Source organism: Mycobacterium noviomagense (assembly GCF_010731635.1).
Taxonomy (GTDB): Bacteria; Actinomycetota; Actinomycetes; order Mycobacteriales; family Mycobacteriaceae; genus Mycobacterium; species Mycobacterium noviomagense.
Window position 1 is genome coordinate 3,352,382 of the sequence record NZ_AP022583.1, and the last position, 15,110, is coordinate 3,367,491.

The 15,110-nt window shown below is 65.0% G+C and carries 16 protein-coding genes and 2 pseudogenes; 10 read left to right on the plus strand and 8 right to left on the minus strand.

The annotated features are described in order from the left end of the window. Nucleotide 1 precedes the first annotated feature (1 nt). From G6N15_RS15810 to G6N15_RS15820, 3 genes are all read right to left on the minus strand, one after another. Nucleotides 2-397, minus strand: coding sequence for an ATP-binding protein (locus G6N15_RS15810; RefSeq protein WP_232070249.1), 396 nt, complete (start codon nt 395-397; stop codon nt 2-4). A gap of 90 nt (nt 398-487) precedes the next feature. Then, a complete protein-coding gene (locus tag G6N15_RS15815; protein ID WP_083088150.1) occupies nt 488-877 on the minus strand; it encodes an STAS domain-containing protein in 390 nt (129 codons plus the stop codon). Between the two features lie 210 nt (nt 878-1,087). After that, nucleotides 1,088-1,963, minus strand: a complete 876-nt coding sequence (locus tag G6N15_RS15820) for a D-alanyl-D-alanine carboxypeptidase family protein (protein ID WP_083088151.1) — start codon at nt 1,961-1,963, stop codon at nt 1,088-1,090. A 48-nt stretch (nt 1,964-2,011) separates the two neighbouring features. Here G6N15_RS15820 and G6N15_RS15825 point away from each other — a divergent pair, with 48 nt between their 5' ends. After that, nucleotides 2,012-2,431: a nuclear transport factor 2 family protein gene (locus G6N15_RS15825; RefSeq protein WP_083088152.1), complete on the plus strand. Its 420-nt coding sequence runs from the start codon at nt 2,012-2,014 to the stop codon at nt 2,429-2,431. A 112-nt stretch (nt 2,432-2,543) separates the two neighbouring features. Here the strand turns inward: G6N15_RS15825 and G6N15_RS15830 are convergent, their stop codons facing one another. Then, a complete protein-coding gene (locus G6N15_RS15830) occupies nt 2,544-3,830 on the minus strand; it encodes an IS110 family RNA-guided transposase (protein WP_163748099.1) in 1,287 nt (428 codons plus the stop codon). 497 nt (nt 3,831-4,327) lie between these two features. On the opposite strand from G6N15_RS15830, the gene rpsP reads away from it, so the two are divergent. Genes rpsP through trmD form a run of 4 tightly spaced genes read left to right on the plus strand, consistent with a single transcriptional unit; the run spans nt 4,328 to nt 6,342 of the window. Further along, nucleotides 4,328-4,858, plus strand: coding sequence for a 30S ribosomal protein S16 (gene rpsP, locus G6N15_RS15835; protein ID WP_083090136.1), 531 nt, complete (start codon nt 4,328-4,330; stop codon nt 4,856-4,858). A gap of 8 nt (nt 4,859-4,866) precedes the next feature. Continuing rightward, entirely contained in the window at nt 4,867-5,109 is a 243-nt protein-coding gene (locus G6N15_RS15840; RefSeq protein WP_029114920.1) for an RNA-binding protein, read from the plus strand. 16 nt (nt 5,110-5,125) lie between these two features. Continuing rightward, nucleotides 5,126-5,644 (plus strand): ribosome maturation factor RimM, encoded by a 519-nt coding sequence (gene rimM / locus G6N15_RS15845; RefSeq protein ID WP_083090137.1) that lies wholly within the window; start codon nt 5,126-5,128, stop codon nt 5,642-5,644. After that, entirely contained in the window at nt 5,644-6,342 is a 699-nt protein-coding gene (trmD, locus tag G6N15_RS15850) for a tRNA (guanosine(37)-N1)-methyltransferase TrmD (protein ID WP_083090138.1), read from the plus strand. The genes rimM and trmD overlap by 1 nt, the downstream gene beginning before the upstream one ends. Before the next feature lie 79 nt (nt 6,343-6,421). On the opposite strand, the pseudogene G6N15_RS15855 reads toward trmD, so the two are convergent. Together G6N15_RS15855 and G6N15_RS15860 are read right to left on the minus strand one after the other, a co-directional pair. After that, nucleotides 6,422-7,706 (minus strand): annotated as a pseudogene (locus G6N15_RS15855) (IS110 family RNA-guided transposase). A 313-nt stretch (nt 7,707-8,019) separates the two neighbouring features. After that, nucleotides 8,020-8,931: a serine hydrolase gene (locus G6N15_RS15860; protein ID WP_083090064.1), complete on the minus strand. Its 912-nt coding sequence runs from the start codon at nt 8,929-8,931 to the stop codon at nt 8,020-8,022. A 339-nt stretch (nt 8,932-9,270) separates the two neighbouring features. On the opposite strand from G6N15_RS15860, the gene rplS reads away from it, so the two are divergent. The 4 genes and pseudogenes from rplS (at nt 9,271) to G6N15_RS15880 (ending at nt 11,679) form a co-directional block, all read left to right on the plus strand. Then, nucleotides 9,271-9,612, plus strand: coding sequence for a 50S ribosomal protein L19 (gene rplS / locus G6N15_RS15865; protein WP_083090072.1), 342 nt, complete (start codon nt 9,271-9,273; stop codon nt 9,610-9,612). 122 nt (nt 9,613-9,734) lie between these two features. Continuing rightward, nucleotides 9,735-10,601, plus strand: a complete 867-nt coding sequence (gene lepB, locus G6N15_RS15870) for a signal peptidase I (RefSeq protein WP_083090065.1) — start codon at nt 9,735-9,737, stop codon at nt 10,599-10,601. Nucleotides 10,602-10,603: 2 nt separating this feature from the next. Continuing rightward, nucleotides 10,604-11,477: pseudogene (locus G6N15_RS15875) on the plus strand (ribonuclease HII). Continuing rightward, nucleotides 11,374-11,679: a DUF2469 domain-containing protein gene (locus tag G6N15_RS15880; RefSeq protein ID WP_012393608.1), complete on the plus strand. Its 306-nt coding sequence runs from the start codon at nt 11,374-11,376 to the stop codon at nt 11,677-11,679. The pseudogene G6N15_RS15875 and the gene G6N15_RS15880 overlap by 104 nt, the downstream one beginning before the upstream one ends. A gap of 6 nt (nt 11,680-11,685) precedes the next feature. Here the strand turns inward: G6N15_RS15880 and G6N15_RS15885 are convergent, their stop codons facing one another. After that, nucleotides 11,686-13,038 carry a WS/DGAT/MGAT family O-acyltransferase gene (locus tag G6N15_RS15885; protein ID WP_083090067.1) on the minus strand — a complete coding sequence of 451 codons (1,353 nt, stop codon included), beginning with the start codon at nt 13,036-13,038 and terminating at the stop codon, nt 11,686-11,688. 112 nt (nt 13,039-13,150) lie between these two features. Here G6N15_RS15885 and G6N15_RS15890 point away from each other — a divergent pair, with 112 nt between their 5' ends. Continuing rightward, a complete protein-coding gene (locus G6N15_RS15890; RefSeq protein ID WP_083090068.1) occupies nt 13,151-14,131 on the plus strand; it encodes an NAD-dependent epimerase/dehydratase family protein in 981 nt (326 codons plus the stop codon). Between the two features lie 7 nt (nt 14,132-14,138). Here the strand turns inward: G6N15_RS15890 and G6N15_RS15895 are convergent, their stop codons facing one another. Beyond that, nucleotides 14,139-14,909 carry a GAF and ANTAR domain-containing protein gene (locus G6N15_RS15895; protein ID WP_083090069.1) on the minus strand — a complete coding sequence of 257 codons (771 nt, stop codon included), beginning with the start codon at nt 14,907-14,909 and terminating at the stop codon, nt 14,139-14,141. Nucleotides 14,910-15,110 lie beyond the last annotated feature (201 nt).

Sequence of the window (15,110 nt, forward strand, 5' to 3'; positions counted from 1 at the left end):
CTCAGGACAGGCCGGTCCACACCAGATGCACCCGCGTCCCGGTCTCCGAGGTGTGGATTTTCGCTTCGTCGGCGAGTGACTTCATCAATGGAATGCCGCGGCCGCGTAACCGGGAAGTTGGCGACGGATCCTCCGGATCCGCGGTCGGCCAATGCCACTTGCCGTGATCGCTCACCGTGACGGTCAGGCAGTCGGATGCACGAGTTGCGGACAACTCGACGGTGCCGGTTTCCGGTCGGCCCAGATAGGCGAACTCCACGGCGTTGGCCATCGCTTCGTAGACGGCTAACAGCACGTCGTTGACTCGCTCGTCGTCGGGCGCGAAGTGCTGCGCAAGCCAGTTTCTGAGTTCTGATCGCATCTGTGCCGCAGCGACGGGGTCAGCATCGAAGCGCACTCGGATGAAGCTTGGTGACTCCTCGACACAGCGAATTGCTGGCTGACTGGACTGGTTCATGATGACAAGCCGACCCGGACGGGGCCGCGGTCATGCATCGGCGAGTTCGCTCAGCGCATCGTCCAGAGTGCGGTACAGCGAAATGAGCTCATCGACACCGAGCAAGGTGAGCGGACGGTGAGTGGCCGCTCCGTCGGCTACCACGCCGAATCGACCCGACTGGCCGATGCTGTCGCTGGCCGCGATGAGCGCGCTAATGCCGGCAGAGGCAAGGAAGTCGACCTTGGACAGGTCGACGACGATGCCGGACGGGGCTTTGGCCAGCGCGGAGTCGATTGCCTCGGTCAAGAACGGAGCGGTCAGCATGTCGACGCAGCCGCTCACGGATATTACGGCCAGGCGATCAACCCACATTTCGTCGACGTTGATGTCGCTCTGGCCGGGTCGAGGGGCAGCAGTAACGTCCTGGTGGTTGGCCATGATGAGTCCTCGTGTTCCTGCGCGCACCTATGGCGCCTCTGAATCAGCGGAATGTCGGTAAGGGCTGTTGGCCTCAACCCACTGGAGCCGTCGACGTGTCGACGCGATGCCGGGTAAGCCGCATTCGACTACTGCAGAAGTGCATGCAACGGCATTGGCCAGAGTAGCCCAGGAGGCACTCGACCGCAGGGCCGACCCGGCGTGGATCAGCTACAGCGTGCCGATCGCCGACTGCGGGCCTTGCGCGAATCCCCAGTCGAGCAGACCGGCGGCTTGGTCCCAGTAGGTGGGTCCGCCCTCGTGCACCAGGCCATACATCATCGCGATGACCAGTCGCCGGCCATTGCGGGCAGCGGCCCCGACGAACGTCTTGCGGGCGGCGTTGGTGAACCCGGTCTTGCCGCCGATCGCTCCGGGGTACCGCTGCAGCAGCTCGTCTTGGTTGACGATCTGCCGCTCGCCGTTGTCGCCGGGAAACGGCGCCGACGGCTCGGCGGTGATCTGCGCGAACAGGGGATTGGCCATGGCCGCCCGGAAGATGGCGGCCAGGTCATGCGCAGTCGACCAGCCCGAGCCGCCTGGCCCGTCCAGACCCGACGGGGTCGCCGCCTCGGTATTGGCCGCACCGAGTGCGGCCGCCTTGGCGTTCATCTTGGCCACGGCAGCCTGTTGGCCGCCCAGCATGTGGGCCAGCGTGTTGGCCGCATCGTTTCCCGACACCAGCAGCAGGCCGTCGAGCAGCTGGCGTGCGGTGTAGGTGCGGCCGGGTTTGATTCCGACGCAGCTGCACTCCACCTGGGTATCCGCGGTGTCGGCGACGACCGTCGAGTCCATGTTCAGCTCGTCCAACGCCACTAGCGCCAACAGCACTTTGATGGTGCTGGCCGGCGGGTGGCGCACGTTCTCGTCGCGGGCGGCCAACACCTGCCCGCTGTCGAGGTCGGCGACGATCCAGGTCTGTGCCGGGCCGTCGGGAATTGCTACCGACCCGACCGGCTGCGTCCCGGCGTCGGCCGATGCCGGAGGAACCTGCCACCCGACCACGGCGGCGAACGCGACAGCGAAACATGACACAAGCTTTCGCATGGTCGCTGAGCGTAGCCGTCGCCGCGGCATCGTGTTCAATCAATTCCCATGTTGAGCCAGGCCGAAATCTCCGATCGACTAGAGATCCAGCAGCTGTTAGTGAATTACTCCGCCGCCATCGACTCGCGTCGATTCGACGACCTCGATGACGTGTTCACCCCGGATGCCTATATCGATTACAGCGCCTTCGACGGGATAGTCGGCCGCTATCCGGAGGTCAAGGCGTGGCTGGCCGAGGTGTTGCCCAACTTCGCCAACTACGCCCACATGCTGGGCCTGCCGTCGATCCAGCTTGACGGCGACACCGCCACCGCGCGTACCTTCTGTTTCAACCCGATGGTGTTCGGCGGCGAAAAGCCCAGCACCATGCTGTTGGGCCTGTGGTACGACGACGAGTTCGTGCGGACGGCGCAGGGGTGGCGGATGAGCCGGCGTGTCGAGGCCAAGTGCTTCGACCAGAGTCCCTGACGCCAGATCGTCAGCAGACGCAAACTTCCCTAATCCGTCGGCGTGCCGGGGGGCTTTGCGTCTCACTCGAAAATGAGGCGACCCCTTGCTGATGAGTCGCTGGCATTAGGTGTTAGGCGGCTTGGGTGGGTGGCTCGAGGGTGACTTTGTATCCCAGGCTCTCCAATTGCTTGATGGCTCGTGCCTTGGCTTTGCCGGGCTGGTGTCGGGTGTAGTAGTCGGGGCCGGGATCGCGGTAGAAGGCGCCGTTGGTCAGCATGTTCCAGGCGTCGGTGAGCATCTTGTGTTCGATGGAGACTAGGGCGATCTGGCCGGCGATCGACATACCGGCGGTTTTGTCTCTGCGCGATTGGGCGGCCCGGCGCCGGCCGGCGATGCGCCGGTAGCGGATGCTGTAGTAGGTGTCTTTGGTGCGAGCGGCCGACAGGGCTGCCACGCCGAGCGCGGCTTTAAGGTGACGGTTGCCCGGGCGGGTGGCGCCCGATTTGACCCGGCCTGCTGACTCGTCGCAGCCCGGCACCACCCCGGCCCACGACGCCAGGTGCGCGGCGGTGGGAAATACGCTCATGTCCGCACCGGTTTCGGCGATGAACACATCGGCCACCAGCCGCGACCAGCCCGGGATGCTCATCAGCAACTCCCGGATGGGTCGAAAGGGAGCGATCGCCTCCTCGATGCGTGCATCCAGGCGGGCGATATCGGCGGTGTGGGCATCGATGCGATCCAAATACAACCGCACCATAAAGGCGTGATGCTCGGTGAACCGTCCGCGCAGCGCCTCGGTGAGCGCTGGGATCTTTTGACGCATCCGTTGTTTGGCCAGATCAGCGAGGACCACCGAATCGCGTTGGCCGGCGATCAGCGCTTCTAGCATTGCCCGCCCGGAGACTCCGACGATGTTGGAGGCCACCGCGGAGAGTTTGATTCCGGTGTCTTCGAGCAGCTTCTCCAGCCGCTGAATCTCTTTGGTGCGCGCCCGGGTGATGGTGGTGCGAGCCCGGGTCAGATCGCGTAACACCCGAATCGGCCCCGGCGGCACAAACGAGGCGCGCAGCAGCCCGTGGGCGCCCAGATCGGCCAGCCACGCCGCATCCGAGACATCGGTCTTGCGCCCGGGCACATTGCGCGCCGCCTTGGCATTGACCAGCATCACGTTCAGCTGGCCTTCGAGTAGGTAGTAAAACGGCTTCCAGTAATCGGAGGTGGATTCGATCACCACACAGGAGACCCGCTCAGCGAGCAGATGCTCGCGTAACGCCAGGATCTCGCCGGTGGTCGACCCCCACGTACTGACCGTTGTCGACGTGCCACGCCGCCCTCGGCCCTGAACCCGAACGCAGACCTTCGCGTCTTTCTTCGACACATCAATGCCCGCGCACCGCGGATGGATCACCTCCATGGCCGATCACACCCTTTCCGTCCAGATATCTTGTGGTGGAGCGTGTTTCGGAGAGGGCGAAAACAAAACAGGAGTCTCACTCACGTGCTCACAGGCAACAATCCACCGCCCCCGCACAACCACCAGGGGGTGCCCTCCAGCCACCAAGCTGCTCGCCGTGCTCACCGGCAACACAGACGCAACGGGGTCACCGAAACACCCCTAAAGCGTCAACCCGCACCGGCCCGCGAAGCAACCACCCACCCAGCCGAACGGCCAGTGCTAATTTTCATCTTCCACCGCGGGGCGAAGCCCCCCTGGCAGCTGCTCGCGATACAGGAGTCCGGCAGATTTCGACGGGACGGCGCGTTCTGGCACAATTGGCGGCTGTCCGCCGCGTGACTTGCCTTTTTAGCTGTCGCATGGCGAGACAGACACGCGAGGCAAAACCGGACCCTGGCAGCCCGCCACGGTCGCTGAATTGCAGCGTGACACCCACAGGAGAATGTCGCTTAATCATGGCTGTGAAGATCAAGCTCACTCGGCTTGGCAAAATCCGCAATCCCCAGTACCGCATCGCCGTCGCCGATTCGCGCACCCGCCGCGACGGCCGCGCGATCGAGATCATCGGCCGCTACCACCCCAAAGAAGAGCCGAGCCTCATCGAGATCAACTCCGAGCGTGCCCAGTACTGGCTGTCCGTGGGCGCTCAGCCCACCGAGCCGGTTTTGAAGCTGCTGAAGATCACCGGTGACTGGCAGAAGTTCAAAGGACTGCCCGGTGCCGAGGGCAAGTTGAAGACCCCGGCACCCAAGCCCAGCAAGCTTGAGCTGTTCAACGCCGCGCTCGCCGCCGCCGAAGGTGGGCCCACCACCGAGGCCGCGACACCGAAGAAGAAGGCCCCGGCCAAGAAAGCCGCGGCCAAGAAAGCCGCTGAGGCCGACAAGACGACTGAGCCGGAAAAAGCCCCTGAGCCTGAGCAGGCTGAGCCGGCGACGGCCGAGCAGGCTGAGCTGCCGGCCGCGGGCGAAGCGGCGACCGAGAGTTGAGTGGCGCGATGAGCACCGTCGTCGTCGACGCGGTCGAGCACCTGGTCCGCGGCATCGTCGACAACCCCGACGATGTCCGGGTCGACATGGTGACCAATCGGCGTGGCCGGACCGTCGAAGTGCACGTGCACCCCGATGACCTCGGCAAGGTGATCGGCCGCGGAGGACGCACCGCGACCGCGTTGCGCACACTGGTCGCGGGCATCGGTGGCCGCGGCATTCGCGTCGACGTGGTGGACACCGACCAGTAGCGGAAACGCAAGGCTCATGGACCTGGTGGTCGGGCGCGTGGTCAAAGCGCACGGCGTCACCGGCGAAGTCGTCGTCGAAGTCCGCACCGACGAGCCCGATACCCGGTTCGCCCCGGGATCGGTATTGCGCGCCAAGGGATCTGACGATGAGCGCAGCTATGTTGTCGATGCAGTCCGGCCGCACGGCGGGCGACTTCTGGTGCGGCTGACCGGGGTGGCTGACCGGGATGCGGCCGACGCGCTGCGCGGCAGGCTGCTGGTGATCGACTCCGACGACCTGCCGCCGATCGACGACCCGGACGAATACTACGACCATCAACTGGAAGGTCTTCGGGTGCGCACGACGACGGGCCAGGACATCGGCACTGTGGCCGAAGTGCTCCACACCGCCGCGGGTGAACTGCTGGCGGTCAACCGCGATGACGCCGGCGAGCTGTTGGTGCCGTTCGTCAGCGCGATCGTGACGTCGGTGTCGCTGGACTCGGGAACTGTCGAGATCGACCCGCCCGACGGCCTGTTGGAGTTGGGGACCTAGTGCGTATCGACGTTGTGACGATCTTCCCCGAGTACCTCGACCCGCTGCGGCAGTCGTTGACCGGCAAGGCGATCGAATCGGGCATGGTCGAGCTGCATGTGCACGACCTGCGGCGCTGGACCCACGACGTGCACCGCTCGGTGGACGACACACCCTACGGCGGCGGGCCCGGGATGGTGATGAAGGCGCCGGTGTGGGGCGAAGCCCTGGATGAAATCTGTTCGAGACAAACGCTTCTCGTTATGCCGACGCCAGCTGGTGTGCTGTTCAACCAAGCCACCGCCCAGCGCTGGAGCACCGAGGCGCACCTTGTGTTCGCCTGCGGCCGATACGAGGGCATCGACCAGCGGGTCATGGATGACGCCGCGCGCCGGATGCGGGTCGAAGAGGTCTCGATTGGCGACTATGTGCTGCCGGGCGGGGAGTCGGCGACGCTGGTCATGATCGAGGCGGTGCTGCGGCTACTGCCCAAGGTGCTGGGCAATCCACTGTCGCACCAAGACGACTCGCATTCCCGAGGCCTGATCGAAGGGCCTAGCTATACCCGGCCCCCGAGCTGGCGTGGCCTTGACGTTCCCGAGGTGCTGCTCTCCGGTGATCACGCGCGCATCGCAGCCTGGCGCGAGCAGGCTGCACGGCAGCGCACTGCGGAGCGTCGTCCAGATCTGCTTCCGCCGAGCAGACGCGAAAGCCCCTGAAACGCCGTGGAATCGAGTGCTTTTGCGTCTCACTCGAAAATGAGGCGACCCCTTGCTGATGAGTCGCTGGCATTAGGTGTTAGGCGGCTTGGGTGGGTGGCTCGAGGGTGACTTTGTATCCCAGGCTCTCCAATTGCTTGATGGCTCGTGCCTTGGCTTTGCCGGGCTGGTGTCGGGTGTAGTAGTCGGGGCCGGGATCGCGGTAGAAGGCGCCGTTGGTCAGCATGTTCCAGGCGTCGGTGAGCATCTTGTGTTCGATGGAGACTAGGGCGATCTGGCCGGCGATCGACATACCGGCGGTTTTGTCTCTGCGCGATTGGGCGGCCCGGCGCCGGCCGGCGATGCGCCGGTAGCGGATGCTGTAGTAGGTGTCTTTGGTGCGAGCGGCCGACAGGGCTGCCACGCCGAGCGCGGCTTTAAGGTGACGGTTGCCCGGGCGGGTGGCGCCCGATTTGACCCGGCCTGCTGACTCGTCGCAGCCCGGCACCACCCCGGCCCACGACGCCAGGTGCGCGGCGGTGGGAAATACGCTCATGTCCGCACCGGTTTCGGCGATGAACACATCGGCCACCAGCCGCGACCAGCCCGGGATGCTCATCAGCAACTCCCGGATGGGTCGAAGGAGCGATCGCCTCCTCGATGCGTGCATCCAGGCGGGCGATATCGGCGGTGTGGGCATCGATGCGATCCAAATACAACCGCACCATAAAGGCGTGATGCTCGGTGAACCGTCCGCGCAGCGCCTCGGTGAGCGCTGGGATCTTTTGACGCATCCGTTGTTTGGCCAGATCAGCGAGGACCACCGAATCGCGTTGGCCGGCGATCAGCGCTTCTAGCATTGCCCGCCCGGAGACTCCGACGATGTTGGAGGCCACCGCGGAGAGTTTGATTCCGGTGTCTTCGAGCAGCTTCTCCAGCCGCTGAATCTCTTTGGTGCGCGCCCGGGTGATGGTGGTGCGAGCCCGGGTCAGATCGCGTAACACCCGAATCGGCCCCGGCGGCACAAACGAGGCGCGCAGCAGCCCGTGGGCGCCCAGATCGGCCAGCCACGCCGCATCCGAGACATCGGTCTTGCGCCCGGGCACATTGCGCGCCGCCTTGGCATTGACCAGCATCACGTTCAGCTGGCCTTCGAGTAGGTAGTAAAACGGCTTCCAGTAATCGGAGGTGGATTCGATCACCACACAGGAGACCCGCTCAGCGAGCAGATGCTCGCGTAACGCCAGGATCTCGCCGGTGGTCGACCCCCACGTACTGACCGTTGTCGACGTGCCACGCCGCCCTCGGCCCTGAACCCGAACGCAGACCTTCGCGTCTTTCTTCGACACATCAATGCCCGCGCACCGCGGATGGATCACCTCCATGGCCGATCACACCCTTTCCGTCCAGATATCTTGTGGTGGAGCGTGTTTCGGAGAGGGCGAAAACAAAACAGGAGTCTCACTCACGTGCTCACAGGCAACAATCCACCGCCCCCGCACAACCACCAGGGGGTGCCCTCCAGCCACCAAGCTGCTCGCCGTGCTCACCGGCAACACAGACGCAACGGGGTCACCGAAACACCCCTAAAGCGTCAACCCGCACCGGCCCGCGAAGCAACCACCCACCCAGCCGAACGGCCAGTGCTAATTTTCATCTTCCACCGCGGGGCGAAGCCCCCCTGGCAGCTGCTCGCGGTCAGATACGGCCGGTGGGGAACATGGTCTTGACGGCCTTGGTGATCGTGTCCCGCGCGGTGGCATCGTCAGAAGGCTGCAGCGACTCGACCACCATGACGTAGCGGCTGTCCGGGCCGACCACGCCGGTCGACAGGTGCGTCCAGTCCTCGCCGATACAGCACATCCAGCCCTGCTTGACGGCAACCGGTTCGGCATACAGACCGTCGGGGATGCCGAACCGCTGCGGGTAGCCGTCGACTCCGGTAGGCGTAGACCGGGCGAGGTCGTCAATGATGACCTTGGCCCGCTCGGGCGGCAGCCCGCCGGCGCCGTCGAGCAGCATCCGGTAGTAGCGGACCAGATCGGGTGTCGAGCTGATGGTGTTCCACCAGCGCCCGTCGCTGGGCGGTTGCGTGGAGGCCAGCCCGTAGCGGCTCGCGACCTGGGTGATGATCTGCTCGGCGCCGGCCTGGCTCCAGAACCTCTCCGCGGCGTCGTCGTCGGATGACTGCAGCATCGCGTCTAATGACCTGCGGTCGTCGGCGGACAGCGTGGTCCGGCCCTGAGCTTCTTGCAGCAACAGTTCGTCGGCGATGAACAGCTTGGCGACCGATGCTGTCGCGATGACCTCGGTATTGCCGCTGGCGATCAGCTGGTTGGTGGCGCGGTCGAGCACCGCCACCGAGAGGGTGGCGCCGTCGGCGGCGGCTTGGTCGCTGGCCTGCTGGATTCGGGCTTGCAGTCCGCCCAGCGGACCGGCATGTGCCAATGGCAGCGGGGCGATGGCCTGGACCAGCGGTGCAACAGGGGTGCTGCGCCGTGCTGGCGGCTTGGCAGCGGACGCCCCGTACACCTTGGCCTCGCAGCCGGCCAGCAACGCGATCAGCATCACCACTGTGGCGATGCGTAGCATTGGCGGCCGCGGTCGCATGCCCCTCCTCAGACGGTAGAGATCACGGAGTGAACGTGCCGCACTGCACCTGCCCGGCGGTCAAGCCGAGGCTTTCCCATTCCTGTAGTTAGGCCTCCGTAATATCTACCACCCGTGGCCGACTTTGCGGCTTAGCGACGGGCGGTGATTCCCTGTGATTTCGCTGCGGAGAGGCCCATCTGGCACAATTGACCAGTTGTCTCCAACAGCTGCCGGTGGGCCGGCTGCGCCCGCCCGTTACGAGATACGCTCAGATGCCCGAAATCATCGGCTCGGTGATCGCCTCACGTTTCGTGGGCAGTGTCCCGCAGCCGCGACCGCAAGGAAGTGCCCGTCGAAATGAACACGCTGGACTTCGTCGACAAGGCGTCGCTGCGCGACGACATCCCGGCCTTCAACCCCGGCGACACGGTCAACGTGCACGTCAAGGTGATCGAGGGCAACAAGCAGCGCATCCAGGTGTTCAAGGGCGTGGTGATCCGCCGACAGGGCGGAGGCATCCGCGAGACCTTCACCGTGCGCAAGGAAAGCTACGGCGTCGGTGTCGAACGCACATTTCCCGTGCATTCGCCCAACATCGACCACATCGAGGTGGTGACTCGCGGTGACGTTCGACGCGCCAAGCTCTACTACCTGCGCGAGCGTCGCGGCAAGAAAGCCAAGATCAAAGAGAAGCGCTGAGCGCGGCCGGCCTGGTCGTCATCCCGCCTGACGACTCGAATCGGACCACCTGCCTACGCCCCCGGTCGGCGACCCGCTGCGCCCGGCTCCGCCGCGCTTGCGATCGCCTCTAGGCTGATGTCGTGACCGAAACCGCCGACTCATCGCCTGAGCGCCAAGCCGATTCCGATCCGGCGGAGCCCCAAGTCGCTACCCGCGATCCCGCCGCCGGCGATACAGCAGCCGTCGAAGAGGGCGCGCAAGAGCCCAAACGCAATAAGCGGGCGGCGATGCGGGAAGCGGCGATCCTGGCCGCGATCGCGGTGGTGCTCTACTACGTCATGTTGACATTCGTGGCGCGGCCCTACTTGATCCCCTCGGAGTCCATGGAGCCCACCCTGCACGGGTGTTCGGGCTGTGTGGGTGACCGCATCATGGTCGACAAGATCAGCTACCGGTTCGGCTCGCCGCAACCCGGCGACGTCATCGTGTTCAAGGGACCGCCGTCGTGGAACATCGGGTACAAGTCGATCCGCTCACACAACACCGTGGTGCGCTGGGTGCAGAACGGGCTGTCGTTCGTCGGCTTCGTTCCGCCCGACGAGAACGACTTGGTCAAGCGCGTCATCGCGGTCGGGGGCCAGACCGTGCAGTGCCGGACCACCACCGGCCTGACGGTCAACGGCACCCGGTTGAAGGAGCCCTATCTGAATCCGGCGACGATGATGGCAGACCCGTCGGTGTACCCGTGTCTGGGCGGCGAGTTCGGGCCGGTCACCGTTCCACAGGGACGGCTGTGGGTGATGGGCGATAACCGCACCCACTCGGCGGACTCGCGGGCCCACTGCACCAGCGTGCCGGCGGACGCGCTGAAGGGTCTGCTCTGCACCGGCGACCCGATGTCGGCCACGGTGCCGGTCAGCAACGTCATCGGCAAGGCCCGATTCATCGTGTGGCCGCCGTCGCGCTGGGGCACAGTGAAGTCGGTGAACCCGCAACAAGGTCAGTAGCCATGGCCACCACGTGGCCGCCGCGGACGGTGATCCGCAAATCCTCCGGGTTGCGCACCCTCGAATCCGCTCTGTATCGCAGCGGCTTGGGACCGGTGGCCGGGGTCGACGAGGTGGGCCGCGGCGCCTGCGCGGGACCGCTGGTCGTGGCAGCCTGTGTGCTCGGCCCGGGACGACTGGAAAGCCTTGCCGCCCTTGATGATTCGAAAAAACTCACGGAGAAGACTCGCGAGAAGCTGTTTCCGGTGATTCGCCGATACGCGCTGGCGTACCACGTGGTGTTCATTTCGCCGGCCGAAGTCGACCGGCGGGGGGTGCACGTCGCCAACATCGAGGGCATGCGGAGAGCGGTGGCCGGTTTGCCGGTGCGCCCCGGTTATGTGCTCAGCGACGGCTTTCGGGTGCCGGGACTGCCGATGCCGTCCCTGCCGGTGATCGACGGCGACGCGACGGCGGCCTGCATCGCCGCGGCCAGCGTGCTGGCGAAGGTCAGTCGGGACCGGTTGATGGTGGCGCTGGACTCCCAGCATCCCGGCTACGGTTTTGCCGAACACAAGGGCTACTGCACGCCCGGGCACAGCGCGGCGTTGACCGCTTTGGGCCCTTGCTCGGAGCACCGCCACTCGTTCATCAACGTCCGTCGGGTGGCAACGGCATCGGGTACCCGGGTGGTGACGGAATTCAAGTCGACTACACCTGACCTACTCGGTGGAAACGGGTGGGGGAAGATGGGACCCGGGGAAATTGCCGAGGGAGAAGGACGGCTGGGCAAATGAGTGCCGAAGATCTCGAGAAGTACGAAACCGAGATGGAGCTCTCGCTGTACCGCGAATACAAGGACATCGTGGGCCAATTCAGCTACGTCGTGGAGACTGAGCGGCGCTTCTACCTGGCAAACAGCGTCGAGATGGTGCCGCGCAACGCCGACGGCGAGGTCTATTTCGAGCTGCGACTCGCCGACGCCTGGGTGTGGGACATGTACCGGCCGGCCCGGTTCGTCAAGCAGGTGCGTGTGGTGACCTTCAAAGACGTCAACATCGAGGAAGTCGAGAAACCCGAGCTGCGGCTCCCCGAGTAACGCGAGCTAAACTCCGACGGCGCGTTCCAGGTCTTTCAGCGACGTCTCCAGATATTCGAGCATGCGCTGCATGTGTGGCACATTGCCTCTGGCGGCGACCAGGCCGAAGTCGAGGTTCTTGGCGTTGTTGGCGACCGTGATGTTGATTGCCTGTCCGTCCAGGGCAATCGACAGCGGATAGTTGCCGACCAGCGGTGTACCGCGCCAATACAGCTGCTCTTGAGCGCCTGGCACATTGGAAATAACAATGTTGAACGGTGGCGGGGCGGTTCGGATGAAACCAGGAATCATCCCGAGGAACAGCCCGCCGACGACTGTTGCGGATAGTGCGAGTTGCTGCACCTGCGGCAGCTCGATGAACACCTTTTTGTTGTCGCTGATCGATTCGGTGACCACCCGCAAACGTTTCGCGGGGTCTTCGATGTGGGTGCCTAGGTTGCACAAGAGCGCGCCAACCGCGTTCCCGCCGCCGCCGTCTTCCTTGCGCAGGCTCACTGGGACCATGGCGATCAGCGGGGTGTCTGGAAGCGCGTTCTGTTCGAGCAGGTAGGCACGCAGGGCGCCCGCGGACATCGCCAGGACGACGTCATTGACGGTGATGCCGGCGGCATTCTTGACGGCTTTGATCCGGTCCAACGAATACGACTGTGCCGCTACACGTCGAGCGCCACCGATCCGGACGTTGAACATGGTCTTGGGCGCCCGGAACGGCAACGTCAACTGTTGTTCCAGCAGGGCGGCGCGTGCCAGCGACAATGTCGATGGCGCCAGTGCGGCGGCCCCACCCACGGCGCTGGTCAATTTCTGCAGCGCCGACGGACCGCCTCCGCCGCTCTTGTGTTTGCGTTGCTTGAGTGACCACGGCACTCTGACTTCGTCGTCATCGGGATCGGTGCTGAACGAGCGTTGCAGCATTTTCATCGCCGACACTCCGTCGAGCAGTGAGTGGTGGAATTTTATGTAGACCGCGTAACGGCCGTCGTTCAGGCCTTCCACTAGATGCGCCTCCCACAGCGGGCGATGGCGGTCGAGCAGGTTGCCGTGCAGCCGGGAGGTCAGCTCCAGCAGCTCACGCACTCGGCCGGGAGTGGGCAGCGCGGATCTGCGGAAGTGGTAATCGAGCTCGATCTCCTTCTCGAACGACCACGCCAGGTTGGTGACGGGTCCGAAGAACGCCGGGTGTTTGCGAAAGAGCGGCTGCACATCGGTTTGCGCCAGCATCGCTTCATAGGATTCGCGCACGAAGTCGGGACCGGCGTCCTCGGGGGGCTGGTAAAGCTGAAGGGCGCCGACGTGCATCGGGCGCTCACGCGATTCGCCAAGGAGGAACATCGAATCGGCCGGTGGCATCAGCTCCATGACTCTTCTCCCGCGCTAGTTTTCTCTTCCCTTAGTAACCACACTCAGCGTGCCTCACACCCCACCGGTCGCGTAGGGTTTCGCGCGCTGGGCTGGCGGGAAGAATTGCCGGATGGGACTCACCGTGGCCGTCACCGGCCCTACCGGAGAAATCGGTATATCAGCAGTGACAGCGTTGGAGCACGAACCCGCGGTGGAGAGAATCGTCGGGATGGCGCGTCGGCCGTTCGACCCGGTGACGCTGGGGTGGGAAAAGACCACCTACCAACAGGGCGACATCTTGGATCGCGACGCAGTCGACGCGCTGGTCGCCGACGCCGACGTGGTCATCCACTTGGCGTTCATCATCATGGGTTCGCGCGAAGAGAGCGCCCGGATCAATCTGCAGGGCACCCGCAATGTCTTCGAGGCGACGGTCGCCGCCCAGCGGCCGCGGCGCCTGGTGTACACCTCCTCAGTGGCGGCGTACGGCTATCACGCCGATAACCCCGTGCCGCTGACCGAGGACGTGCCGCCGCGCGGATCACCCGAGCACTACTACTCCGAACAGAAGGCCGCGTGTGAGGCCGCGCTCGCCGAAATCACCGAGGGCTCTTCGTTGGAGGTTTTTATCCTGCGCCCCTGCATCGTCGCCGGGCCTAAGGCTCGCGCCTTGGCCGACGCGATGCCGTGGAACCAACTGCCCGCTCCGATCCGGGCAGTGACCGGACTGGTCCCGGTGCTCAAGCCGGTGGTGCCCGATCCGGGTTTCCCGCTACAGCTCGTCCACCACGACGACGTGGCAGCCGCGATCGCGTTGGCCGCCACCGCACCGGCACCTCCCGGCGCATACAACCTCGCCGGCGATGGGACGATCACCGTCTCCGACGTGGCAAAGGCGCTGGGCGGCAGACCAGTACGCGTGCCGGCCGCCGCCGCTTCGGTGGCGTCTGCGGCGATTTCGCGGTTGCCGTTCATCCCGTCGGCGCTCGAATGGCTGCATGTCTCCCGCGTGTCGGTGGTGATGGATACCACGAAGGCGAAACGCGACCTCGGTTGGCAGCCGACGTACTCGTCGGCGGAGACGCTGACGGCGCTGGCCGCGGCGCTGTGACTCGGGCCTACACCCCTGGGGCAAGCAGGCCGTCGGTGCCGGACGGCAGCTGGCCTCGATTGTGGATGACCGCGCGAGCCACGTCGGCCAGCTTGATGTTCAAGTCCTGGGAGTGGTGCCGCAGCAGTTCGAACGCCTCCTGCTCGGAAAAGTTGTGCAGCAGCATCAGCATGCCGACGGCCTTGCCGATCTCGCGGTTGCTGAGCAGCCCGCGTCGCAGCGTGGCCGCGTCCTCGCCCTGGCGGATCGCGTTGATCGCCACGCTGGCGAACGCTGCCAGCACCACACCCTGTCCCGCTGACTCGGCGTTGAAGCTGTTCGGGGTATCGCTAAACAGGTTGAGCGCGCCGCCTTTTCGACGATCGATCAAGATCCGGAATCCCATCGCGCCGCGCACCGGTGTCTCGGCGACGAGCCGGGCCGCGAGCTGCGGCCATTGACACGGGGTGGTCAGATCCGGCTCGATCTGCGGGGTTTCCTCTTCGATGGCGTCCAGGCACGGCCCGTCGCCGACACTGCGTTCAAAGTCGTCGATTAGCATCGCGATCCGGTCACTGGCGCCGACGGTGACGTAGTGACCATTGCGGCGCACCAACAGGCTGGCGTGGTCGCATCCCGACACGGTCAGGGTGGCGGCGAGACAGATGGCCGCGTACACCTCATTGGGGTCAGAGCCCTGGTAGATGATCTCGGCAAGTGCGGCGAACACTGTCGCGGGATCTGCTGTTGCGGGACCCGGCGGTGACGTACCGGGGCCGGCGGTTAGTTCGTCCGCCAAGTCGATCCCTCATTTCAATATGCCCGGTCGGCAATTGTCGGCGGCGTTGGTCACCGGCGACGACCAGGTAGGCAGGAGTCAGTTATATAGTCTGCCCGCCCGATGGGCCTAATTTGCTCACTATGGTCACCTCGGCGCCCGGCGTCAAACGTCAATTCCGGTTGCCACCCACTTCAGGATTGCTGTGGAACAACGCGCGGC